Annotated in this window: 23 protein-coding genes; 13 read left to right on the forward strand and 10 right to left on the reverse strand. The window is 61.0% G+C overall.

What is annotated here, in order from left to right; genetic code table 11:
• The first annotated feature begins 50 nt into the window (after positions 1-50).
• The 5 genes from ACYX4S_RS18255 (at position 51) to ACYX4S_RS18275 (ending at position 4,774) form a co-directional block, all read left to right on the forward strand.
• Positions 51-221: a hypothetical protein gene (locus ACYX4S_RS18255; protein ID WP_476361224.1), complete on the forward strand. Its 171-nt coding sequence runs from the start codon at positions 51-53 to the stop codon at positions 219-221.
• A gap of 97 nt (positions 222-318) precedes the next feature.
• Positions 319-1,731 carry a 3-isopropylmalate dehydratase large subunit gene (gene leuC, locus ACYX4S_RS18260; RefSeq protein WP_476361225.1) on the forward strand — a complete coding sequence of 471 codons (1,413 nt, stop codon included), beginning with the start codon at positions 319-321 and terminating at the stop codon, positions 1,729-1,731.
• Between the two features lie 150 nt (positions 1,732-1,881).
• A complete protein-coding gene (locus ACYX4S_RS18265) occupies positions 1,882-2,454 on the forward strand; it encodes an HNH endonuclease (RefSeq protein WP_422070179.1) in 573 nt (190 codons plus the stop codon).
• Positions 2,455-2,608: 154 nt separating this feature from the next.
• A complete protein-coding gene (locus tag ACYX4S_RS18270) occupies positions 2,609-4,015 on the forward strand; it encodes a pilus assembly protein TadG-related protein (RefSeq protein ID WP_476361226.1) in 1,407 nt (468 codons plus the stop codon).
• 102 nt (positions 4,016-4,117) lie between these two features.
• Positions 4,118-4,774 carry a transglycosylase domain-containing protein gene (locus ACYX4S_RS18275; protein ID WP_476361227.1) on the forward strand — a complete coding sequence of 219 codons (657 nt, stop codon included), beginning with the start codon at positions 4,118-4,120 and terminating at the stop codon, positions 4,772-4,774.
• Between the two features lie 129 nt (positions 4,775-4,903).
• On the opposite strand, the gene ACYX4S_RS18280 is transcribed toward ACYX4S_RS18275, so the two are convergent.
• The 9 genes from ACYX4S_RS18280 to ACYX4S_RS18320 form a co-directional block, all read right to left on the reverse strand.
• Complete coding sequence (locus tag ACYX4S_RS18280) at positions 4,904-5,836, reverse strand: DUF5655 domain-containing protein (protein ID WP_476361228.1); 933 nt, start codon at positions 5,834-5,836, stop codon at positions 4,904-4,906.
• A 495-nt stretch (positions 5,837-6,331) separates the two neighbouring features.
• Complete coding sequence (locus ACYX4S_RS18285) at positions 6,332-7,285, reverse strand: hypothetical protein (protein WP_476361229.1); 954 nt, start codon at positions 7,283-7,285, stop codon at positions 6,332-6,334.
• Complete coding sequence (locus ACYX4S_RS18290) at positions 7,282-7,971, reverse strand: TauD/TfdA family dioxygenase (RefSeq protein WP_476361230.1); 690 nt, start codon at positions 7,969-7,971, stop codon at positions 7,282-7,284. The genes ACYX4S_RS18285 and ACYX4S_RS18290 overlap by 4 nt, the downstream gene beginning before the upstream one ends.
• Positions 7,958-8,887, reverse strand: coding sequence for a DUF5655 domain-containing protein (locus tag ACYX4S_RS18295; RefSeq protein ID WP_476361231.1), 930 nt, complete (start codon positions 8,885-8,887; stop codon positions 7,958-7,960). Before ACYX4S_RS18295 ends, ACYX4S_RS18290 begins: the two co-directional genes overlap by 14 nt.
• Positions 8,888-8,894: 7 nt before the next feature.
• Complete coding sequence (locus tag ACYX4S_RS18300) at positions 8,895-9,635, reverse strand: M48 family metallopeptidase (RefSeq protein ID WP_476361232.1); 741 nt, start codon at positions 9,633-9,635, stop codon at positions 8,895-8,897.
• Positions 9,632-12,601 carry a type I restriction endonuclease subunit R gene (locus tag ACYX4S_RS18305; protein ID WP_476361233.1) on the reverse strand — a complete coding sequence of 990 codons (2,970 nt, stop codon included), beginning with the start codon at positions 12,599-12,601 and terminating at the stop codon, positions 9,632-9,634. Before ACYX4S_RS18305 ends, ACYX4S_RS18300 begins: the two co-directional genes overlap by 4 nt.
• Positions 12,598-13,839: a restriction endonuclease subunit S gene (locus ACYX4S_RS18310; protein WP_476361234.1), complete on the reverse strand. Its 1,242-nt coding sequence runs from the start codon at positions 13,837-13,839 to the stop codon at positions 12,598-12,600. Before ACYX4S_RS18310 ends, ACYX4S_RS18305 begins: the two co-directional genes overlap by 4 nt.
• Complete coding sequence (locus ACYX4S_RS18315) at positions 13,829-15,424, reverse strand: type I restriction-modification system subunit M (protein ID WP_476361235.1); 1,596 nt, start codon at positions 15,422-15,424, stop codon at positions 13,829-13,831. Before ACYX4S_RS18315 ends, ACYX4S_RS18310 begins: the two co-directional genes overlap by 11 nt.
• Positions 15,425-15,431: 7 nt before the next feature.
• Positions 15,432-16,064 carry a restriction endonuclease subunit S domain-containing protein gene (locus ACYX4S_RS18320; RefSeq protein WP_476361236.1) on the reverse strand — a complete coding sequence of 211 codons (633 nt, stop codon included), beginning with the start codon at positions 16,062-16,064 and terminating at the stop codon, positions 15,432-15,434.
• Between the two features lie 160 nt (positions 16,065-16,224).
• Here ACYX4S_RS18320 and ACYX4S_RS18325 point away from each other — a divergent pair, with 160 nt between their 5' ends.
• The 6 genes from ACYX4S_RS18325 to ACYX4S_RS18350 all read left to right on the forward strand — a co-directional run bounded on the left by ACYX4S_RS18325 (position 16,225) and on the right by ACYX4S_RS18350 (position 21,661).
• Positions 16,225-16,479 (forward strand): hypothetical protein, encoded by a 255-nt coding sequence (locus ACYX4S_RS18325; protein WP_476362899.1) that lies wholly within the window; start codon positions 16,225-16,227, stop codon positions 16,477-16,479.
• Between the two features lie 139 nt (positions 16,480-16,618).
• Complete coding sequence (locus tag ACYX4S_RS18330) at positions 16,619-16,789, forward strand: YegP family protein (protein ID WP_306026612.1); 171 nt, start codon at positions 16,619-16,621, stop codon at positions 16,787-16,789.
• A gap of 235 nt (positions 16,790-17,024) precedes the next feature.
• Complete coding sequence (locus ACYX4S_RS18335; protein WP_476362889.1) at positions 17,025-18,191, forward strand: tyrosine-type recombinase/integrase; 1,167 nt, start codon at positions 17,025-17,027, stop codon at positions 18,189-18,191.
• Positions 18,178-18,684 carry a hypothetical protein gene (locus tag ACYX4S_RS18340; protein WP_476361237.1) on the forward strand — a complete coding sequence of 169 codons (507 nt, stop codon included), beginning with the start codon at positions 18,178-18,180 and terminating at the stop codon, positions 18,682-18,684. Before ACYX4S_RS18335 ends, ACYX4S_RS18340 begins: the two co-directional genes overlap by 14 nt.
• A 405-nt stretch (positions 18,685-19,089) precedes the next feature.
• Positions 19,090-19,254 (forward strand): hypothetical protein, encoded by a 165-nt coding sequence (locus ACYX4S_RS18345; RefSeq protein ID WP_158585165.1) that lies wholly within the window; start codon positions 19,090-19,092, stop codon positions 19,252-19,254.
• Entirely contained in the window at positions 19,247-21,661 is a 2,415-nt protein-coding gene (locus ACYX4S_RS18350) for a bifunctional DNA primase/polymerase (RefSeq protein ID WP_476361238.1), read from the forward strand. The genes ACYX4S_RS18345 and ACYX4S_RS18350 overlap by 8 nt, the downstream gene beginning before the upstream one ends.
• A 157-nt stretch (positions 21,662-21,818) precedes the next feature.
• Here the strand turns inward: ACYX4S_RS18350 and ACYX4S_RS18355 are convergent, their stop codons facing one another.
• Complete coding sequence (locus tag ACYX4S_RS18355; RefSeq protein WP_476361239.1) at positions 21,819-22,148, reverse strand: hypothetical protein; 330 nt, start codon at positions 22,146-22,148, stop codon at positions 21,819-21,821.
• Between the two features lie 94 nt (positions 22,149-22,242).
• Between ACYX4S_RS18355 and ACYX4S_RS18360 the strand changes: the two genes are divergently transcribed.
• Both ACYX4S_RS18360 and ACYX4S_RS18365 read left to right on the forward strand, forming a co-directional pair.
• Positions 22,243-22,458, forward strand: a complete 216-nt coding sequence (locus ACYX4S_RS18360; RefSeq protein ID WP_449121093.1) for a helix-turn-helix domain-containing protein — start codon at positions 22,243-22,245, stop codon at positions 22,456-22,458.
• 32 nt (positions 22,459-22,490) lie between these two features.
• Positions 22,491-23,417 (forward strand): phage exclusion protein Lit family protein, encoded by a 927-nt coding sequence (locus ACYX4S_RS18365; RefSeq protein ID WP_476361240.1) that lies wholly within the window; start codon positions 22,491-22,493, stop codon positions 23,415-23,417.
• Positions 23,418-23,488 lie beyond the last annotated feature (71 nt).

A 23,488-nucleotide genomic window follows, 5' to 3' on the forward strand; every position in this document is an offset into this window, starting at 1 on the left:
GCGCGAGTTCGAGGGATGGCGTGAGAGTGCGGACGGTTTCGGACCGCAGCATGGAAAGACCCGTCGCGCGGGGCGCCACGGCGCGCGCGCGGTGCGGATCCGCGCGCGTTCTGGTGCGCGTCGTGCTGCAGGACGCGCGCCGCCTTCCCGCCCGGTTCCACGCGCGCCTGAGCGCAACCTTCGACGCCGGCGCCCTTCCCCGACTTCAGATCCACGGCTAGGCCCGCGCATCCGCGTGGCCGCCGCCGTCTTTTTCCGATCCGGGCGCGCCTTGCGCGCGCGCCAAAGACATCAGCCCTTCATTTCGAGGAGCCAGCCATGACCGCGTCACGCACCCTTTACGACAAGATCTGGGACGACCATGTCGTCGACACGCAGGAGGACGGCACGTCGCTCCTCTACATCGACCGCCACCTGGTGCACGAGGTGACCAGCCCGCAGGCCTTCGAGGGCCTGCGCATGACCGGCCGCCAGGTGCGCCAGCCCGGCCGCACGCTCGCCGTCGTCGACCACAACGTGCCCACCACCGACCGCAGCCACGGCATCGACGATCCGGAGTCGGCGCTGCAGGTGGACACGCTGGCGAAGAACGCGGCCGAGTTCGGCGTCGAGTACTACAGCGAGACCGACGACCGGCAGGGCATCGTGCACATCGTCGGCCCCGAGCAGGGCTTCACCCTGCCCGGCATGACCATCGTGTGCGGCGACAGCCACACCTCCACCCATGGCGCCTTCGGCGCGCTTGCCCACGGCATCGGCACATCGGAGGTGGAGCATGTGCTCGCCACCCAGACGCTGATCCAGAGCAAGGCGAAGAACATGCGCGTCCTCGTCGAGGGCACGCTGCCCGAGGGCGTGACGGCCAAGGACATCGTGCTGGCGATCATCGGCGAGATCGGCACCGCCGGCGGCACCGGCCACGTGATCGAATACGCCGGCGAGGCGATCCGCGCGCTGTCCATGGAAGGGCGCATGACCGTGTGCAACATGTCGATCGAGGGGGGCGCGCGCGCCGGCCTCATCGCGCCGGACGAGAAGACCTTCGAGTACATCAAGGGCCGTCCCAAGGCGCCGACGGGCGCGGCGTGGGACCAGGCGGTCGCCTACTGGAAGACGCTGTTCACCGACGAGGGGGCGCATTTCGACAAGGAGATCCGTCTCGACGCGGCCAACCTGCCGCCGATCGTCACCTGGGGCTCCAGCCCGGAGGACGTGGTCTCGGTGACCGGAACGGTGCCGGATCCGGACGAGATCGCCGACGAGAACCGCCGCTCCTCCAAGCGCCGCGCGCTTGAATACATGGGCCTGACGGCGGGTACGAAGATCACTGACATTCCGGTCGATCGCGTGTTCATCGGCTCGTGCACCAACGGCCGCATCGAGGACCTGCGCGCGGCGGCCGCCGTGATCGGCGGGCGCAAGGTGAGCGAGAGCGTCAACGCCATGGTCGTGCCGGGCTCGGGCCTCGTGAAGGCGCAGGCCGAGGCGGAAGGCCTCGACAAGGTGTTCCTCGAGGCGGGCTTCGAATGGCGCGAGCCGGGCTGTTCCATGTGCCTTGCCATGAACGCCGACAAGCTGGCGCCGGGCGAGCGCTGTGCCTCCACCTCGAACCGCAACTTCGAGGGACGCCAGGGCTTCAAGGGCCGCACCCACCTGGTGTCGCCGACCATGGCGGCGGCGGCGGCGATCGCCGGCCACTTCGTCGACATCCGCGAGTGGCCCAAGGGCTGATCCGGAACGACATCCCCGCGCGCGGCCGGATTTTTCCGCGCGCGGGCCATGCTGACGCTGCGTCGCATACGGACTTCACAAGACTGTCACTCTCGCTCTACACTATGCCTGCGATCCGGGATCGCCCTTCGGTGATTCCGATGCGTCGGCATGAGGAGCGAAGGTGTGAACGTCGCCATCTCTCCAGGGGCGCATCCGGCCCTGGTGCTCAATGCGGACTACCGTCCGCTGGCCTATTACCCGTTGTCGCTGTGGTCGTGGCAAGACGCCCTCAAGGCGGTTTTCCTCGACCGGGTCAATATTGTCTCCGAGTATGACGTTACCGTACGAAGTCCGAGCAGCGAGTTCAGGCTTCCCAGCGTCGTTTCCCTCAAGAGCTACATCAAGCCCAGCCGGCACCCTGCCTTTACCCGTTTCAACGTTTTCCTGCGCGACCGTTTCCAGTGCCAGTATTGCGGCTCCCGCGAGGAGCTGACCTTCGATCACCTGATCCCGCGGTCCCGGGGCGGCCAGACCACCTGGGACAACGTCATCACCGCCTGCTCGCCGTGCAACCTGCGCAAGGCCAACAAGTCCTGCTCCGACATCGGCATGTGGCCCATGCACATGCCCTTCGCGCCCAACGTGCAGGACCTGCACAACAACGGCCGCCTGTTCCCGCCGAACTATCTGCACGAAAGCTGGCTCGACTTCCTCTACTGGGACACCGAGCTGGAGCCCTGAGCCTTCGGCCTTTCGGCGGTCGCGTTAACGCCGCATCAACCCTTCCTCCGAAATCCGCGTCCGACGCGCGGGCGGATTAACCCGCCCGCACGCTCCGTCATGCGATAGTCGCGCGCGAGTGGATGCGCCTTTCACGGCGCGGGAGAGCGAGCGCATGAACGGGTTACGCAAGTCCTTGCAGGGGCGGTTTCGCGATGTTGTCCGGCGGTTTTCGGCGGACCGGCGCGGCGCCGTGCTGCCGATGCTGGCGCTGGTGCTGGTCTTCCTGATCGTGGTGGCGGGCGCGGGCATCGATTTCGCCCGGGCGGTCAACCAGCGCCAGGCGATCGCGCGCGGGCTCGACGCGGCCATGCTGGCGGTGGCGCGCGAGCTTTCCACCCGCAACATGACCGACGGCGAGATCAAGCAGTTCCTCGAGGACAACTACGAGGCCTATTTCGGCGCCAACGCGGAAGGTTCGGCGATCCCGGGCGTCGCCATTGTCGTCGAGGATCCCCAGATCGACACCAAGGCGCGCAGGATCTCCGTTTCGGCGCGTTCGGACGTTCCCACCTATTTCATCCGGCTGGCGGGAATGGGGCCCACGGAGCTGTCGGTGAGTGCCGCGGCACAGGCGATCTATCCCAAGAGCGTCGAGGCGGCGCTCGTCGTCGACGTGACCGGCTCCATGGGCGGGTCCAAGATCTCGGCCCTGCGGCAGGCCGCCGCCGGCTTCGTCAACACGCTCATTCCACCAGGATCCGCCGACACCAACGAGAAGGTGCGCATCGCGATGGTGCCCTACAGCGCGGGCGTCAACATCGGCCAGGCCAGGGCGGCTCTCGCGACCGATGGCGCGAACGCCAGCCGCACCTCCTACCCCGGCTGCGTGACGGAGCGCGACGGGCCGGAGGCCTATACGGATGCCTCCTATTCGGTCGCGCCCATCGGCCCCGGCGCCCAGCAGGCCGGCTGGAACCGGGCCTATTACCTCTACTCCGACTGGTACTCTGGCGACCAGATAGGGTCTTCGTCGGGCTACGTCTGCCCGTCAGCGCAGATGGTGCCGCTGACGCTCGATCCGGGCTCCTCGGCACAGGCGGGGACGCTGCTCTACGAGATTTCGCGGCTGGGGGCGAGCGGCAACACGGCGGGCCAGACGGGTATCGCCTGGGGCTGGTACGCGCTGTCGTCGACATGGTCGTCGCTGTGGCCCGCCAGGAGCGCACCGGCCCCGGCGAGCGACGAGCGGGTGCTGAAATACCTGGTCGTGATGACCGACGGCGATTTCAACACCTGGTTTTCCTCCGCCCGTGTCGACCGGAGAAACTATGACTGGATCGCCCGTCAGGGAGGGGAAAGCGGCGCACGTGCAAGGGCGCTCTGCGACGCGATCAAGGCCAAGGGGATCACCGTCATCTCGGTCGGCTTCCAGATCTCCAGGGGCTCGGCGGCGGATCAGGTGATGGCCCATTGCGCCTCGGGCTCGGAGAATTACTACCGCGCTGACAGCAACGAGGCCCTGGTCGCCGAATTCGCCAAGATCGCCAACCAGATCAAGACGACCTACCTGTCACGGTAAAGGGGATCAGGGGCAGGAGGACGCCGCTCCCTGCGCCGTTGTGAGGCCGTAATTCAGGCGGATGACCTTCATCGGAACGTTTTCGAGCAGGGTCGCAGGTCGATGAAAAGAATCCTCAAGGTCGTGGCGGGTGTGGTTGCGCTCGTGGCTGTCGCATGTGTTGGCTATGGCGCATATGGCTATCTTGACGCGCTTTCCGACGCGGACGATTTGAGAGCGCGCGCCGACGCCCTTCTTGCCGCCGACCTTGGTGGAGCCTCTTTGGGCGAAGAGCGCTACCGGCAGCTGCTGGCGGTACAGGACCCGCGGTTCGAGCAACATGGCGGCGTGGACATGACGACGCCGGGTGCGGGGCTCACCACCATTTCGCAGTCGCTGGCAAAACGCGTCGGGTTCGAGAACTTCACGCCGGGTATCGGAAAGATCAGGCAGACCGGATATGCGCTCGGTCTGGAGAGCGAGCTGAGCAAGGCGCAAATCATGGCGCTTTGGCTCGACACCCTGGAGATGGGCCGTGGACCGGATGGCTGGGTGACGGGCTTTCATCGCATGAGCGAGGCGGTCTACGGCGCCCCCCCTCGCGAGATCGAGGACGAGCACTATCGATCTCTTCTCGCGGTGCTGATCGCTCCCGGCCGCTATCGGCTCGGCACGCGGGACGAAGCGCTGGCTGATCGGGTGGAGAGAGTTGGCCGGCTTGTTTCCGGCGAATGCGCGCCGCTCGACAATTCCGACGTCTGGCTGGACGGCTGCAGCTAGGGTGCGGCCCCATAGACGAGACGGGGCCGGTCGCCGAATTCGCCAAGATCGTCAACCGGATCAAGACGACCTATCTGTCGCGGTGAGGCGTGACGGAGGGGGCTGAGGGCAGGGCTTGACCTTTCAACGTCAAGCACCGTCATAGCTTCGCTCCATCAGCGGTTTGGCTTTTTCGAAGCTCTCGAAGTCGGTGATGACGACTTCCAGGTCGCCGGTGCCGAAGTGACCGATGTTGCGAACATCCCGTGTAAAGCTCGGCTCAAGCGCAATGCTTTGAGGGTCGACCTTCAGATACACCTTAAGATGACGGATCTGGGGCTTGATTTCGACGCAGGCGAAATTCTTTAGCCGCCGAAAAGCAATGTAGTTGTCGAGGACTTTTGTCTGCACATCGTCGCCGAGGGCGAGAAGGTGTGCCTTGAGCGCCTCATAGAGGTCGGTCAGATCGGTGTCGGCATCCGAAAGATATTCCGAGAATGTCTTGCCTTTGGCACGTGGACGAGGCGCTGGTGTGCTGCCCGCATCCGAAACGGGCACAGGCGCTTTTTCCCGTGAAGTGCGTTCAAAAGTGGAGGTCAGCAACTCGAGAAGGAGCAGGTCGTCGCCGAAGCGCCGGTAGCGAACCAACTCGATGTTGCGATCCATCTGATTTACCGCGTGAATGTCATAGCGGGTGAAGTCGCCGGCGATGCAGATCAGGCGTGGTGTGCTCCAGTCGACATTGCTTGCTTCATCTTTTCCGTATTTCTCAAGGACAAGCCATTCAAAATCCCGGCGGTGATCCATCAACCAGTCTAGATAGAACAGCCCCTGATTGATGACGTTCTCGTTGCTCGAGCGCTTGTATTCGACAATGACTGGCGAGCCGTTCTCGTCGATGCCGAGAGAATCCATTCGACCACGATTTGTCGTCGCGAACTCGGACGCCAGAAACCGGACGCCAAGGAAGGATTCCATATTGCGTTCGATCAGTGTCTGGAGAGACTTTTCAAGCGCAACCGCTGTCCCCTGTAGCTCCGTGACAGTCTCGCCTGCTGTACTGAAAAGCTTGATATCGCTCATGATCCCCCCGGGCGTGCGGCGTCACTGTCGACGCGCGCGCCCAGTCTGCAACCGTGGGTGGGCGCAAGGCAAGCGCCCGGACACGGAAGGTCACGGCTTTTGCGTCAGCCGGATTTTCGGAGCGTGTTATGGAAGAAGAAGAAAGTGGTGCCGGTGAACGGACTCGAACCGCCGACCCCATCATTACGAATTGTATTTTGTAATGATTTCAGAGAGTTAGATGCACTACTATTCTGTTGGACCCTATTGGACAAGCCGTTGGGTAGACTTCGCTTTCGGAAGCTGAGGAGTAGCACAGGGTGTGACCCGGTTGCCACCCGGTTCACCCCGCTACCCTACTGGAAAACTACTAATCCCGATCTGCCCTACTAATCGGCGATCTGCACCCCTGCCCCGGACCTCCCCCCATCAACGGCGCTCACAGTTCGGGCGGGGGCGGGAGTCCGTGGGCATCGGGATGTCCCGGATCAGCCGGATTCTTGATATGTGGTTCACCTAAAATCGCTCATTGTTGTCGTCTTCAAAGTCAGGATACGTTTCTTCAGGTGCGTAATACTCCGCCGCATCGTACACGCTGGTTCGTTTGAACCTGCCGCCCAGTTCTGCGGCATTCAGGCGAGATAGACCGTTAATCTTGAGACCACAGGCAACGCATTCGAAATGCGTCGGTAGGTGTTCCTGGGTCTCTGTTATCTCGTCATCCTTGAGTTTTAGCTGGGGTGTGGAAACTGGGTCGCCGAACAGAAGTGCAGTCGATCCGCAGGCGGGGCAATCGACACGATGGCCGCTTCGTCTTACAGCCCAAAGCGCGGCTGCCTCACTTTCCGCTTTGCGTTCATTGTCATCTTTTGCCTCCCATACCTTTCGGTGTGCCTCGATGTCGCCGGCGACCGCCTTTGCACTTTTATCAGCAGCGGCAGCGATCAGCTTGCTCGCAATTTCGGCCTCCTCCTTGCCGAATAGTTCGTCGAGCTCATAGCCCATTGTTGCGAGCAGAACGGCACATGCCTCAAAGAAATGAGGCTGCCATGTGCTGGTCAGCGCGTCATCGAAAGGAGTTTCGCCGGAATGCAATTCGGCGTTCCGATTCCCGGTGATACGGGTGCAGGCACTCGATACCTCCTTGGTGAACGTGGGGAAGATCGCAGCCAGTCTTTTCAGCACTTCTCCCGTCGCGATCGACGAAGGCGCTCGCGCCTCTAGCGCCGGATAGCCTAGGGCGTGATAAGTCTGAACCCACGCTTGATTAGGGTCGGTGAGAAGGACCGGGCTTACGTTGGCAAGGGCCGCACGAGCCAGAAGCTCCAGGGAGAGGCTGGTCATTAGGCCATGCTGCCAACTGTCTGCATCCATTTCCATCATCTGCTCTGCACAACGCTGTGCTTTCGCAAAGAGGGCTTCCGGGTCCCATGCAGCGGGTGTTTTTCCGGGATTGATTGTCTTCTTCAATGCAGTTGCTCCAAATAGGCACGCTCTAGGATGCGACCCTCGCAAGCGGGAGGCACTGGAGATCGAGCATGCAGCATTCGCCAATTGTCGATGACAACGGTGTCGCCTCGCTCGACCAAGGCAATGCTGTGCTTTGAAACCGTGCTAAGCGCAGCGCGAAAGCGTTCAACTCCATGCTCACCTGCACGAGAGGCGGGTCGGAAGAATTTGTCGTCCCAACGTATGAGGCCGAAGCCTTCACTCGGCTGAAAAATGCGCAGCAGTGGCAGCCTGCCCTTCACCGGTCGACGCGGTTGAACCAATGCACGCGCAAAAACATTGTCATCGGCTTCGCGCACAATCTCGGCCCCATCGGCAAGGAGCGTCGGCACCTCTTCGAACCCGACGAGACACCTCAACATTATGTATCGGGGCGGGTGCCGCCAATGAGCCATGTCCGTATGGAAAGGGAAGACATCAAACCCATAAATCCCGCTGTACGTGTTCGGAGTAGTTTTGTCTTTTGGTGTCGGTCTCAACTGGTGTACCGGCGACCCTTCCCCAAGCGTGAGCACTTTCCCCAGTGCGGACGCGACTTCCTCACCACTGATATTGGCACGGTAGGCCCTGAGAAGGACGTAACCACGTTCTTCGACCGCGTGACGAACTGTAGCTAGCGCAGATGGGGTACGCTCATGCCCCGTCATAGCTGCGGTCCATCAGTGGCTTGGCTTTGTCCAACGTGGCGACGTCGGTGATGATGATTTCAAGGTCGCCCGTTCCGAAGTGGCCGATGTTGCGCACGTCGCGGGTAAAACCCGGCTCAAGTTTGATGCTGTCCGGATCGACCTTGACGAAAACCTTGAGGTGCCTGATCTGCGGTTTGACCTCGACACAGGCGAAGTTCTTCAGGCGGCGGAAGGCGACATAGTTGTCGAGGGTCTTCAGCTCGACATCGTCGCCCAGCGCTAGAAGGTACGCCTTTGTCGCCTCGTACAGATCGACAAGCTCTTGGTCAGCGTCTGCGAGATATTGCGTGACGGTCTTCTGGCGAGATCGTGGTCGGGTTGCAGCAGGCTCGCCTTGGGCATCGCTGCTGACTGTGATTTCGCGCGCGGGCCGTTCTGATGTCGAGGTCAGCAGTTCGAATAGCAATAGCTCGTCGCCAAATCGGCGATAACGAACAAGCGCAATGTTCCGGTTCATCTGGTTGACCGCATGAGCGTCGTACTTGGTGAAATCACCCGCAATGCAGATAAGCCGGGGGGTCGTCCAATCTACTGCTTTGACCTCTTCAGCGCCGAAGCGCTCCAGAACGAGCCACTCGAAATCGCGGCGGTGATCCATGAGCCAGTCGAGATAGAACAGGCCTTGGTTGATAACGTTCTCGTTGCTGGCCCGTTTGTACTCGATGATGACCGGCGAACCGTTCTCGTCGATGCCGAGCGAGTCCATGCGCCCGCCATTGCTCGTGGAGAACTCAGAGGCAAGAAACCGGACGCCAAGAAAGGCTTCCATATTGCGTTCAATGAGGGTCTGGAGCGACTTTTCCAGTGCAACCGCACTGCCGCGAAGTTCGGTTACCGATGCGCTATCCGTACGGAAAAGTTTGATGTCGCTCATATAACAATCACCAGATGAACTGGTGCCCCATCCGATCAAGTCTTCTCAGGCGTTCCTCGTAGTCCGGCATGATGGTTTCCAGTGAACGCCAAAATCGCCGCGAATGATTGTGTTCAAGAACGTGACACACCTCATGGGCGATAACGTAATCAACCAGCGGCATTGGCGCCATAACCAAGCGCCAATTCAGGCGGATGCGCCCTCGGGCGTCGCAACTTCCCCAGCGCTTGGACTGGTCAACGACTTTGACAATCGGTGTCTGAATGCCAAGCATCTCTGCCAGCATGCGCGCGCGGACGGGGAAATGCTGAATTGCATGGGCCCGATACCAGTGCCGGAGACCACTGCGGACTGTGGCGCGTTGGACCGAGGGATGTCCATTCGGCAGGACCGGAGCGACAAGGGTCGAGCCTCTCGCGGCAATCCGGGTGGTGACGGCGGTTTCGTCGGCAATGAGCTTCAACCGGTACTGGCGACCGAGATAGTGGAAGGTCTCGCCGCTCACAAATTCCTTGGCGACCGGCTGCCCCCCTAGTTCCCGGTACGCGGCCTGCTTACGGAGCAGCCACGCGCCTTTCTTGCGCACGATGCCAAGGACGCGATCATCGTCGAGGTCTGACGGTGCGAGCACGCGCACTCCATCGAAGCCAACCGATATCGCAACGGTTTTCCGGCGCGCGGTCCGCTCGATCTGGAATGCGAAGGTTTCGCCGCCAAAGACGATGGAGTGCCGCGCCGCGTCCGTCATCCCGCATACCTCGCACGGGCGACATCCATGATCTTTGCCGTTGCAGCCTCGACCTTGTGCGCATCCAGTCCCAAGCTGCGCAATTGCTCCTTGATGGACCGACGCATCTGACGTTGCACGTCCTCTTTTTGGTGCCAGTCGACAACCTCGGCATAGTCTTCAAGCGCTTTGGTGATAGCGGCTGCGCTCTGAGAGCGCTCAGCGTCTGGTATGTCAGCATCAATGAAAGGCAGAATGGCAGCAGCCGTTCCGGTAAGACCGTCGCTTCTGCCTCCTGAGCCAGAACGAAGCTCTGCAGCTTTCCCGACCATGGCTTCAAGATGGGACAAGGCGCTGGCGGCAGAGACGCGCGATTCCCGTCTGTCGTTGACGATCCGCTCAAGCTGCTCCCAGAGCGAGGCGTAGGCGGTAGGGTTTTCGTCACGGTGGACGTGGATTTCCTGGCGGATGGCGTGCTCGATCTCGGCCGCCTTGGCGTCGCTTGACTGCAGGCTGTCCAGATGAGGGCGGAAGGCGGGGTCGAGAATGTCGAACTTCACCAACAACTGTTCGACACCCGACACGGACAGATGGCTGGTGATTATCTCTCCCACCTTCGCGCCATAGTCCTTGGGATCAAACGGCTCTTCGTGATAGGCGCGGCGAGCTAGGACGCGAATGCGCGACAGCCATTTCAGGTCGGACGGATAAGGTTCTTCCAAGGCCTTTGGGTCCGGCAAGACCATGTCCATGGCTTCGGCGAAGCGTAGGAAATCGAGTTCGAACTTGGCGCGGATGTCATCGGGGCGCAGCAGGTCGACGCATGCCGTATCGTCTTGACGGTCAAGCCCTTCGAAAAGCCGGATCGCGGCTCTGTGGCGACTTTCAAGAAGCTGGATTTTCTCGGACAGCGGGCGGAGCGCGCTCGCGATGCCATCCTCTTCGGAGAACATATCCAGGGCATCCGCGATGCGCTTGTTGTCGCCCCAATAATCGACGACTAGCCCATAGGTCTTACCCTCAGCGGTGCGGTTTACGCGGGCAATCGCCTGCAACAGCGTATGCTCGCGTAGCGGCGCATCGAGGTACAGAACCTGCTCAACCGGCGCATCAAAACCGGTCAGCAACATGTCGCACACCACGAGGATCTTTAGCGGATCGTCACGCTTCTTGAAGCGGCCGATCAAGGTGTCGCGCTCGCTCTTGGACAGGTGATGGGCTTGCAGCCGCGCGCTGTCATTGTTCGACGTGGACATGATGAGCGCACATTCGGGCGCGCCAAGTTTCCTTAAGGCCTCGACATAGGTCACGGCGACGTCACGGCTCACCGTCACGATCTGTGCCTTGAAACCGTTCGGTTCGATGGTGCTTCGATAGTGCGCGAGGATGTCTTGGGCGATGGCCTCAACGCGAACCTTTGCTCCGGCCAGCTTCTCTTGAAGCCGCATGCCGCGTTTCAGCTTCCCAATCTCGTCGTCAGACAGTTCAGGAAAGGCCGCCCGGATATCCCGTTCAAGATCGCGCCCGTCGATCCGCAATTGCGCGTCGCGCATTTCGTAGAAGATCGGGACAGTGGCGCCATCCTTCACAGCCTGATCGATCAGGTAGCGGTGCAGGTAATCGCCGAAGACCTCGCGGGTGTTGCGGTCCTTCTTGTCGATGGGCGTACCAGTGAAAGCGATCATGCAGGCATTGGGCAGGCCCGCGCGCATCCGGGCGGCCAGCGCGCCATACTGGGTCCGGTGCGCTTCATCGACCATGACGAAGACGTTGCGCGCCTTGGAAATGACAGATGAGCCTTTCGGCACGGCGCTGTGAAACTTGTGAACGGTCGTCAGGACGGTCGTCCCCGCCCCGCCCGACAGAGCCTCGCGCAGCGCCGCCCCGCTTTCCGCCTGAATGGGATTGGCGAAGCCTGAGCGCTGGAATTGCCCAGTGATCTGGTCATCGAGATCGGTGCGGTCCGTGACGATGACGAGGGTCGGGTTCTCGGCCTCGGGCAGCCGTCTGAGCTTGGTCGCCAGAAACACCATGGTCAGCGATTTACCCGAACCCTGGGTGTGATGGATGACGCCGCCCCGACGCTGGGGATTGCTTGCGGTACGAATGCGCTCGATCGCCTTACCGACGGCAACGAATTGCTGGTAGCGCGCGATCTTCTTGATCCGCCGCCCGTCGATGGTCTCATAGATCACGAAGTTGCGGACGAGATCGAGCAGATTGGCCGGAGAGAGAAGCCCGGCGAGCAGGATATCCTGCCCGGTTGGCGTCCGGCCCAGTTGCGCGGAGAGCGCATCGAGCGTCAGCGGATACGGATCCTTCCATTCCGCCCAATGGCGCACCGGGGTCAGCGTCGTGCCGAATTTCGCTGTGTCACGGGCGAGCGCAATGGAAATCTGCGCCGTCTCGAACAGGCGCGGCGCGCCAAGGCCTGAGAACTCGTCCCGGCTTTCATAGCGGCGAAACTGGCGGATCGCCTCGCCCATCGGATCGGCCAGTGATGGCGACTTGCACTCGATCACCGCAAGCGGGAGGCCGTTCACATAAACGATAAGATCGGGAATGATTTCCTGTCGCGGACCTTTGATCGCGACCTGCCGGGCGAACTCGAACGTATTGGCGGATGGATTGTCGAAATCGAAGAACCGGACAGTGCGGTCCTGCCGCCTGCCGCCTTCGGTATGGGCGGCGGTCACGCCATAGGTGAGCGCCGTATAGGCGGCCTCATTGGCCTCCATCACATCGACAGCGGAAACGCGCGTGACGGCGGCGACCGCGCGGCGCACGCCGTCCTCGTCCAGCCATGGATTAAGGCGCTTGAGGCATTCGGCAAGACGGACTGTCAGAACCGGCTCGGTCGAAAGCCCCTCGCGCAGGCGCCGCACATCGTCTGGTGACAAGGACTTATAGTCGAACAGCACCCGCAGCAGCTCCGCCGCCGGTTCCTCGACCCAGTCGCGCTCGAACTGGTCATTCGCTTGGGTCATGCGGCCTGCCCGGTTTTGCCGCGATGACGCGCAATGAGGTTGTCTGGCAGCCGGAGGCGGCCTGAGAGCAGTTCCTGGGCGAGGGCGTCGCGCGCCTCATTCATCGCAGTCAGTTTAGTGCGCTCGGCTTCAAGTGTTGCTTCGATAGTCTCGTAGAGGTCTGCAAACTGATCCTGATCAGCCTTCGGTGGTACAGCAACTTCAAAGCGCTTGAGCGTTTTCGAGTTGATATTCCATTGCGAAACGCCCGGTGTAGCCAGCGTCTTCAATCGCTCTTGAGTGCGAGGGAGATTCAGAACTGCATTCAGCCAGAATGGATTGACGCCGCTCTTTGTAACAAGGCGGATCAGGTAACTTGCGAAGACGATCTGTGCGCTGGGCGTGTTCCTGACAATCCCAGTTTTACCAACCAGAGCTTGGCTGTTCGTTCGGTTGAACAGGATGTCACCTTCTTTGATTGCGCATGAAGCAAGCTCAGTGGGTGATACATCGGTTGATTTAAGGGTGCCCACATCAAGATTGACACGCCCATCCCCGATATCCGGCATTCTCAGGACTGGCACCGTGCCTTCGCCATCCAGTGGTATCGAAAGTCCATACTGACACTGGCGAATGAGAGAGCCGATTGGTCTTACGGGCCATTTCGATTGCTCCTCGCTTCCCTGAAAGTCACGGGTCAGTTCAACGCGGCTTTCTGCCAGCGCCGCAATCAGCGCCTCCGTCTTGGCGACAGCCGCCTCCACCGTGCCCAGGACCTCGGCAATTGCGCGCTGTTCGGCGAGTGGGGGGAGCGCAAATTTGAATGCTGATAAATCTCTGAACAGGATCGACTTTCTGCGATTAACCCCGCCATTGCTATAGGGGCCGAAGCGGCCACTTAGCGCAAATCTCTTGAACTTCCGGAGCGCAACGTCAGGGTCGATGTCTTCCGGGTTGATTTCAAAGACGGTGTACATTGGGCTTATCAAGCCCGTGTTCTCGCTCTTCAGATAGTCAATGGAGCCTTCGTCCAGATGAATTGTCGCGTAGGCGAACTGTCCACGTTTCACGATCTTGTATTGCCCGGTGTCTGTACTGTGTACAGACTTGGAGAAGTATTCGTTGGAGCGAACAAAGCCTCGGTGCTTTGTCATGCTCAAGACCGGAATATCTGTACCGCCGTGGTTTCTGATGGAAACTTCGCGCGCGATTTGACCAATACGCACCTCCCGCCAGCCTTTAGGCACCTCAACCGACATAACCCATCTCCTTGAGAAGGGCGTTCATGCGGGCTGCCGCTTCGTCGCGCGCCTTTTCAGCGTCCCACAGTTTGGCGAGTTCGGCCTGCACATTGATTGGCTTTTCCGGCTCCAGCGTGTCGATGTAACGGGAGATGTTCAGGTTGAAATCATTCTCGGCGATTTCCGTCAGATCCACCACGCGCATGAAGCGGTCGTTGGGCTCGCAAAGCTCTTTGCGCTGGACAAGCTCAGCGGCGTCCGCGGCTTTTTCGTAAAACGCCGCGTGGTCACCCCATGCCGCAAACGCATCAACGATCCGCGTGATATTGCCTTCGCCCAAGATGTTCTTCTTGGGCCGCTCCTCGAATTCCTTCGCACCGTGGATGAACAGGACCTTGCCCTTGCGCTCGGGCGCCTTTGCCTTGTTAAGGATCAAGACAGTCGCCGGGATGCCGGTGCCGGCGAAGAGGTTTTCGGGCAGGCCGATGATCGCCTCGAACAGATCCGCCTCCAGCATCGCCTTGCGAATGCGCCCATCGCCCGAGCCTCGGAACAGCACGCCATGCGGCATCACCACCCCGCACACGCCCTTGGCGTTGAGCGTCGCCACCATGTGCTGAACGAAAGCCAGATCGCCCATATTTTTCGGCGGAATGCCGTAGATGAAGCGGTTATGCCCCTTCTTCTCGGTGTCCCCTGACACATCATCCGCCCCCCAACTGTCGAGCGAGAAGGGCGGGTTGGCGATCACACGATCATAAAGGAACAGATTGCCGTCCTGGTCGAGCAGGCGCGGATTGCGGATCGTATCGCCCTTTTCAATTCGCGCATCGCGAAGCCCGTGCAGCAGCAGGTTCATCTTGGCGATGGCCCATGTGCCAAGGTTCTTTTCCTGCCCATGCAGGGTGATGTTGAGCGCTTCGCCCAGTCGCTTGCCTTCAAGCTTCGCCACATGCTCGGCGACCTGAACCAGCATGCCGCCCGAACCGCAGGTGGGGTCGCTGATACGCATGCCGGGCTGAGGGTTCAGCAGTTCGACAATCAGACGCACGACGTGGTGAGGGGTGTAGAACTCGCCCCCCTTTTTGCCTGCATCGTCCGCGAACTTGTCGATCAGATATTCATAAGCGCGGCCCAGCATGTCCGGTTCGGACAGCGAGGCATTGGACAGGTCGATGCGCGAGAAATGGTCGATCAGGCGCGACAGAACGCCTTCGCGGTTCTTGGCGTCGCCCAGCCGCGATTCAGAGTTGAAATCGATATTGGCCAGCACGCCTTCAATGGAAGGATTGGCGTCCTCAATCGCGGCGCACGCCTTGTTCAGGTGATCGCCAATGCCGGTTGTCAGCTTCTTGATGGATGACCAGCGCGCACGTTCAACCAGAAAGAACTCATGTTCGTCAGGATCGCTATAGGCGACCTCTTCCGGCAGACCCTGACGGATCGCCTCCTTGGCCTCTTCCTCAAACCGGTCAGACAACCGTTTCAGGAACAGAAAGCCGAAAATGTAGATCTTGTAGTCGGAACTATCGATGGAACCGCGCAGGATGTCGGCAGACTTCCAGAGATGGTTTTCCAGTTCGGTGCGTGTGAGCTTGGCCATATTTCCCTCAACTTTTCTGGTTGCCGCCGAACAGGCGCGCGTCAATCAGACGCCGCGCAAGCGTGCGGCGGATTTCGGCGGCCTCCAGGGCGGTGCGATAGGCGATCTGCGTCTCTTTAACGAGGGCGGCGATGCGCTCCTGTTCGCCTCGTGACGGCAGATTGATTTCGAGCTTGGCGAGATCCTTTGGCGACAGGGACAAAAGCGTGGTCGCCCCGCGCCGCAAAACTTCGATTTTCGGGCGAAACACCTCGCTGGACAGGATCGCGAACAGGGCGCCTCCCATCACATCAGGGCCGGGGCGAACAACGATGATATTCGCGCTGGCGATGGCGCCTGCTGTCTCATCCCCCACAAGGCCGAATTTCAGCAGCGTCCCGCGCCCTGTGACGAGCACGTCGTCAGTTTGGACCGCATAGGAAAGAGCTTTGGAGGGGGATGAAAACCCCACCGTGTCCAACGCATCCCGTTGAGCGACTGCGCCGTCCTGAAGGTCGCGCACTCCAATAACTGGCATCCGCTCGCCCGGACGGACCACTGTTTCCTCGCGCGATACCCCAACGCCGGAAAAGACGTCCGAGACATCCATCAGGCGCGCTCGGGTGGCGGCTGGGTTGATAAAACTGACTTGCTCTCTCATGGGCGGTTTATAGTCCGTAGCGCGTTACAATGTCAAGACACATCAAAGTCGTAGCGCGCTACAGAATGCTAAAATTAGATTTTGTCTTGACGATGCGCCGACTCTCCCTCATATTGAAGGTGCCGGGCCAGAATCCGGCGACGAAACCATGGAGAAATATATGGCATCACGAGCGAGGCCGAGCGGTCTCACAATCACCGAGCGCGATGCGGCGCTCATCCGGGGAATGATCGAGCGGGGCGACCGCCATCACGATATCGCAGCGTTCTTCGGCCTCAATCAGGGCCGGATCGCTGAGGTAAAGGATGGAAAGCGGTTTCCAGATGTTCCGCCGGCGAGCCCCGACGAACTGCCGCCTAAAGGGCCGTATCTGACCCCAAAGGCAAACTGGACGGAAAACCGGCTGGCCTCGTAAACCAGCCGATTTCCGAATACCGGGGCCGAAGCCCGCTAGGCATGCTTGAAGACCATTACCCTAGCTGGCCCCTCCTTAAAGATCAATGACCCGGCGCTTCGGACGGGTCTCATTTTCTGGCCCAAGGAGGGCCATCAACATGTTTGAAATCCTTCGCGCGAACGCAGGCGGGTACTTCTGGCGCCTGAAAGCCGCCAACGGCGAAACCCTGTGCCACTCCGAGGTCTACACCTCCAAGCAGTCCGCTCAGGCGGGTGTCGACGCAGCAAAGAAGGTCGCGCCTCTCGCACAGGTCCACGACCGGACCTAACGCCTACGGGCTACCAAGAACGAGCCTCGCGGCCAGCGCTGCGAGGCTCATTTTTGTAACCTTGGCTCGACTGACACTGCCGATTCCGATGTTCGCTCCCTCGCGCGTGCGCGCGTGTTGGATGTAGCTTCCGGATCATGGACAGGATGTCTTTTTTCATCATAAGTCTCTGATATCACTAGTAATTTCACGTTATTGACGTTAGTTTGAGGTGAGGCCGGAAGGAGGTCTCACCATGCCCAGTCTACGTCTGACGCGTCAGTCCGTTGACGCACTGCCCTTCACCCAGAGCGGACAAGCCTTTTATCGCGACACGCTTTTGCCGGGCTTCGGCCTTCGGGTCGGGCGGCAATCCAAGGTCTATTTCGCCGAGGGTCAGGTGGACCGGCGCTCTTGCCGGGTGACCATCGGCCGGGCCGATCTGTTCGCTGCCGACATTGCCCGCAAGAAGGCGCTCACCCTGCTGAGCGAGATGGCCGAGGGGCGCAATCCCAACGCCGAGAAGAAACAGTCGGTCATGTCCCGCGTCACGCTGGCCGATGCGTTCGATGCTTTCTTCGCCGCGCGCCCGCATCTGTCGCCGCATACGGTGCTGAACTATTCGCGCTCATCCCGGATCTATCTCAAGGCGTGGCGCAAGAAGCCGGTCAGTGAAATCACCCGGCAAATGGTGCTCAAGCGTCATCAGGAGCTATCGGCGGAAATCGGCAAGACCACCGCGAACAATGTCATGCGGCATCTGCGGTCGGTCTATAATTTCACCGCCGCGACGCATGATGACTTCCCGCCCAACCCGGTTACCATCCTGACGCAGGCGCGGGCATGGCACCGCGAGCAGCGGCGGCAGACGCTGGTAACGGCGCAAGATTTGCCCCAATGGTGGAAGGCGGTCATGGCCGAGCCGGGCTATGCCCGCGACTTTCTGCTCATGGCGCTGTTCACCGGCATGCGCCGGGGCGAATTGATGGCGCTGCGCTGGGAGAATGTGGACCTGACCGCGCGGACGCTGCACCTGCCCAGGACGAAGAACGGCGACCCGCTGCACCTGCCCTTGTCGTCCTTCCTTGTGGACCTGCTGACCGAGCGAAAGAAGCAGGCAGGCGAGACGCCCTACGTGTTTCCCGGTCCAGGGCGGGACGGGCATTTGAAGGAGACTAAGAAATTCCTGCTCCGCGTCAGCGCCGGATCGGGCGTGACCTTCACGCTTCACGATCTGCGGCGCACCTTCATCACCATCGCCGAAAGCCTCGACGTTCCCTATTACGCGCTCAAGCGCCTGCTGAACCACCGCGCCAATGGCGACGTGACGGGCGGCTATATCGTCGTGAACGCCGAGCGCTTGCGCGGGCCGGTGGAACAGGTCGCGGCCCGGATACTGGAGTTGGCCGATGTCAGGCAGTGACTCCACCTATCTTGCGCCGTTCGGCGATGGATCAAGCGTGCTGGAACGCGTCCTTCTGGCGATCATCAAGGCGCACACGACGCCCGAGACCGAAGGCCGTCAGCAGGAACGGCTGGGCACGGCCATGAGAGCGCTTGTCGGGCCGGTCACGGAACGCGAGCGGCAGATTGAACAGGCGGTCCGCTACATGGTTCGGGAGCGGCAGCGGGACATCTGCGAGGCCGAACTTGCGGCGATACCATCCAGCCGAACGGCTGCTACGGCCTCAGCCCGACCAATTGCGCAACTGGCCGAAGCGGCGGCGCGTAAGGTCGTGGGCTGCTCCACACCTGCAGAGCTTCGCGCCGTTGCGCGGTTTCTCTCTCAGCGCTACCGCCTGTCCGCCCAGACGCGCCCGATGGAGCCTGACCCCATCACCGCAGCGCTGGAAGAAGAAGCCGTCGGGCGCATATTGGCGGAACTAGAGGAATGGGGTGTTTCTGCGCGCTACTGATCGAGGCGGCACATCGCGCACAGAGATCAATCACTTAAGAGCTAATCGTTGGACCGGCTTTCGCGGAACGCCCCTTCAGATTGAAATCACCAGACTGGTCTGCCATTATAACCGCAGATGCCTTCACAAGCATCTGCCGGACATGTCCGGTTGCGGTGGGTGACCTATAGTATGGCCCCCGTTTGCGGGTGAGACTCCCGACCGAGGTGGAGAACGATCGCCGAGATTTCAGGCATTGGCTTCAACCAATGCGTGCTCGCACGCTTCACCTCGAAAGTCTCAGCTATGCAAACCGCAGCATTGTCTCGCGCCCATACTGATGGCGCGTTTACTCCCGCAATCCAAGCGCAACCCCGCCACCCCGACCGGCTCCTGACGACCGGTCAGGTCGCGACCCTCACCACCATGAGCGAGTCGTGGCTGTGCAAGGGACGGGTTTACGGCTGGGGACCCAAATACATCCGCTTCGGGACCTCGGAAAAGGGCGGCGCAATCCGCTACCGCTGGTCGGACATTTTGCTCTACGTCGAGCGGAATGTCTGTGATCCGGAGGCTGGTAGCCATGACTGATTTCAGCCTCACCGCGGAACAGCAGTTCGCCTCGCCCTCCGGCGCGGCGGTCTTTTATAACCGGCTCGGCTGGGAGCCGCTCGTGCTCCCCGAGCGCAAGAAAGCGCCGAAGGGCAGGTGGGGCGATCTGCCCCGCCTGTCCGACGAAGAACTGTCACGCAAGTTCGGCGCGACCAATAATGTGGGCATCGCGCTGGGCGACAGGTCGGGCGGGCTGGTCGATCTCGACTTCGACTGGCCCGAAGCGGCGCGGATCGCGGAAGCCGTCATACCGGATTTGCCAAGCTTCGGTCGGGCGACATCACCCCAGAGCCATCGCCTCGCCCGGTGCAAGCTGCCGAAGAACCGACAATACAAAATCCCGCCCAGCGCTACCCACCTGTTCGAGGCGGAACGGTCTGTGGTGCTGGAGCTTCGCGGCGATGGGCTGCAGACCATGGTCCCGCCATCGGTGCACCCGAACGGCGAAACTGTGCGCTGGCACGATGACCCGCGCAGTGTTCCTAACGCGGACCCCGAGGACATATCGCGGCGGGCGGGGGTAACGGCTGCCCTCGCCGTGGTGCTGTCCAAATATCCGCCGACACGGGGCAATCGCGACAATATCTGTCTCGCCCTGACTGGCGTTCTCGTGCGTGCAGGTTGGGGTGACGATGACGTTGACCGCTGGGTCGAGCACGTCGCAACGCTCGCCGGCGACGAGGAAGCGGCCAAACGCGGCGGCAAGGCGGCTGTGGCACGTGAACGCCTCGACGCGGGCGAAGACGTCTGGGGCATACCGGCGCTCTGCGAGCATCTCGGTATCGAGCCGATGGCCGACACCCTCCGGGGATGGTTTGGCATCTCCGGCGACGGACCGGGCGAGGACGGCGCGGCCATCCTCGTCCGTCCCGGATTCCTGCCGCAAGCGGTCGATGCGGCGGAAGCGGCTCTGCTTGCTGCGGGCGTGCCGATATACCAGCGCTATGACAGCCTTGTTCGTCCGGTGCGTCTGACCGTCAGCGCCCAGGAAGATGGCGTGGGTCGCGACAGCGGCGCACTGATTCTTCAACCGGTCGTCGCGGCATGGCTCCGCGAACAATTCGCGCTCACGTCGAAATGGCTCAAGGAGAAAGACGACACGGTCAGGCGCGTTGATCCGCCTGCGCAAGCGCCCGTGTCCTATCTGGCCCGTGTGGGCGATTGGCGGGTTCCGTTCCTTCAGGGCGTGATCCAGAGCCCGACGCTCCGGGCGGACGGCACGGTGCTGCAGGAGTCGGGATACGACCCTGCTACCGCTCTACTCTACGATCCGGGGAATGTGGTGTTTCCGGCGGTCCCGGAAGCACCGACCAAGGCCGACGCGGAAAAGGCCATCGCCGTCCTCGCCAAGCCGTTCCGCGATTTCTGCTTTGCCAGCGAGGCGGACAGAAGTGTAACGCTGGTCGCAGTGCTGACGGCGCTGGTCAGGCCGATGTTTCCGGCCGCCCCGCTGTTCGCCATCGATGCCCCAACGGCGGGGACGGGCAAATCGCTGCTCGCCGAGACAATCGGTGTGATCGCCACGGGGCACAAGCCGGCGATGCTGTCGCAGGGCTATAATGGAGAGGAGGATCAAAAGCGGCTGTCCTCTGTACTCATGGCAGGCGATCAGGTCATCATCATCGACAATTGCGACCGGCCCATTCAGGGCGACTTCCTGTGCTCCATGCTGACGCAAGAACGGGTGCGCCCGCGCATTCTCGGCAAATCGGAGATGCGGACGTTACCCACACGCTGCCTCGTCATGGCGACCGGGAACAATCTGACCCTCTCTGGCGACGTCACGCGGCGCGCGCTGATCTGTCGGATGGACCCCGGCATGGAACGACCGGACCAGCGACAGTTCAGCTTTGATCCACGGGTCGAGGCGCGGGCCAATCGCCCCGAACTGGTCATGGCGGGACTGACCGTGTTGCGCGCTTATATCGAGGCAGGACGACCGATGCCACGCGACACAATCGGTTCGTTCGAAGCCTGGAACCTTGTGCGCGAAGCCCTTCTGTGGCTCGGGCATGACGATCCGGCCGATACCCGTGAGCGCATTCTTGCTGATGACCCGGCCAAGGCGGTGCTGCTCGATCTGCTTCGCCTCTGGCGGTCGGCCCTGCAGGATCGTCCCGTGACCCTCGCCGAACTGGCGGCGATGGCGGATAAGCAAGGCAAGGGACCGGCACAGGACCTTGTCACGGAGTTGATCGCGACCACCCGATACCAGCACTTCAACGCGCGCAGCGTCGGTCGGTTTCTGGCCAAGCATGTCGACAGGATCGTCGGCGGTCTGGTGCTGCTGTCAGAATCTGATGGCTCGGGTGTGAAGTCCTATCGTGTTCGTGATGTCAGCGCGACGGCGCGGGACGGAAAGGATGCCGGGCCATCCCCGTTCTGACGATAGTGGCAACCGTGAAGCCATAGCCGGGTTTGACAGGGTATTGCGGGTTTGCGCCAACCGCGCGCTACCGCTGCAAACCCGCCTAACCCCTCAAAACCACAAAACCCGGCAGCAGCTATACCTGCCGGGCTTTTAGTGTGCCCTCAGAGCCGCCTCAGACGTCCGAGGCGGGCGGTTTGGGCAGGGTGTGGGCGTGTGCGCCTGGCAGGGGCAGCACGGTTGCCTCGGGCCGCTCATCGGCCACCGCTTCCGCGTCCTGATGGGCATGGATTCGCCAGATCCCGGTCTCATCGGCGAACACCGTGTAGGCGAGCATTCCGTTCCCGGTTGCTTTTGGAGACCTGCTCTTGAGCCGGTAATCGAGGCCGAGCCAAAGCGCGCCCAGCGCGAACGTCGGAGGAACGATCAGCCACAGCGTCTTCATCCAGTCCGACAGCGACTGATAGGTGTCGAAGAAGTCCTGCCAGAAATTGTAGTTTTCCATCGGATGCCCCGAATTGACCTCGTACTGGCAGCTTAGCAGGAATATGTATCAAAATACATGGATAGTTGTATAGGTTATCGGCTCCTTCTTGGTCATGGAGATCAAGAAGCGTTTCGGCCTAGCCGTTAGAGAACAGCGAAAGACATTGAATGTATCGCAAGAGGAGCTTGCGATGCGGATTGGCGCCGATCAGGCTTATGTCAGCCGCATTGAAGCCGGGCAAATGAATGTCACACTAGAGACTGTTGAGCAGGTTGCCGACGCGCTGGGAGTAGATGTGGCAGCGCTTTTTGCTGCGGAGAGTGTATAGCTGCGCAGAATGGCGGGTTGCTGGACGGAAGCATGAAGACATTGGATTTGCAGCAGCCGAAAGACATCATACAGGCGCTCATGAAAGGTGCTACGCCAGAGCGGAGCGACGAAATCGACGCCCTCTGGGTTAAGTACCATCCAGACGTCGTCGTTGCGGATGACGGTCCGGGCATTACCCTCGATGCCACCAAAGAGCGGATCAAGTTTAATCCGAAAACGATGGAAGTGTTCTGGCTGATCGGCTTTTCCGGCTGGCGCGCGATAGAGTGCTACAGCCCTCACGTTGTCCTGTCGGAGCCTTGCGGAAAAACCCTGACGGATTTGTTTGATGACGATAGCGACCTTCCGGAGGTAGAGCGCAACTACAAAGAAAGGCTTGCCGCTGCTCTCCGCCTCATCAATGAGCGAGACGTTAACGCTGCACCGTGGCCCGACGACATCCCCCGTCCGTCAACAGATCGAAACGCTATCGCTGACAATCAGTATCAAGCGACGTTCGACCTCACAGTGTTAGCCACAGCTTTCACCTTCTTTCATGAGTTCAGGCACGTAATGCTCGACTTCGACGGCAAACGTCCCGATGACAGGAAGGAGGAAGAATTGCAGGCGGACGTGTGGGCTCGGGAGTTTATGACCGCAAAGCTGGCGGAATACGCCAAGGGTCACGGCCACAACTATCTTGAGGTCTTAAGGAAGCGTTCGATGGGACTTGCGCTTGCAGCGCTGATCCTCCACGAGGTCACCCCGCAATATGGCGGGAACTGCGACTACTTTTCGATCAAGACCAGATTGACGACGTTGCTGCACAATACGCCTTTGTCGGACGACGATCATTTCTGGTGCTTCGCAGCGTCGCTTCTAGTGGGCATATTCCGGCAACGACACCTTGCCTTCTCGCCGCCGCCAATGGCCGCTCGCGCTCTGGCCGAGCACCTTCTAAACGAACTGCCAGACTAGAAGTGTTTCGCTCACCGCGAACGTGGGCTACGACTCTGCCAAACGTCCTGACTTCTAAATCTCTGGAGGAA

The sequence above is a fragment of the Stappia sp. ABD4_338 genome (assembly GCF_056312175.1).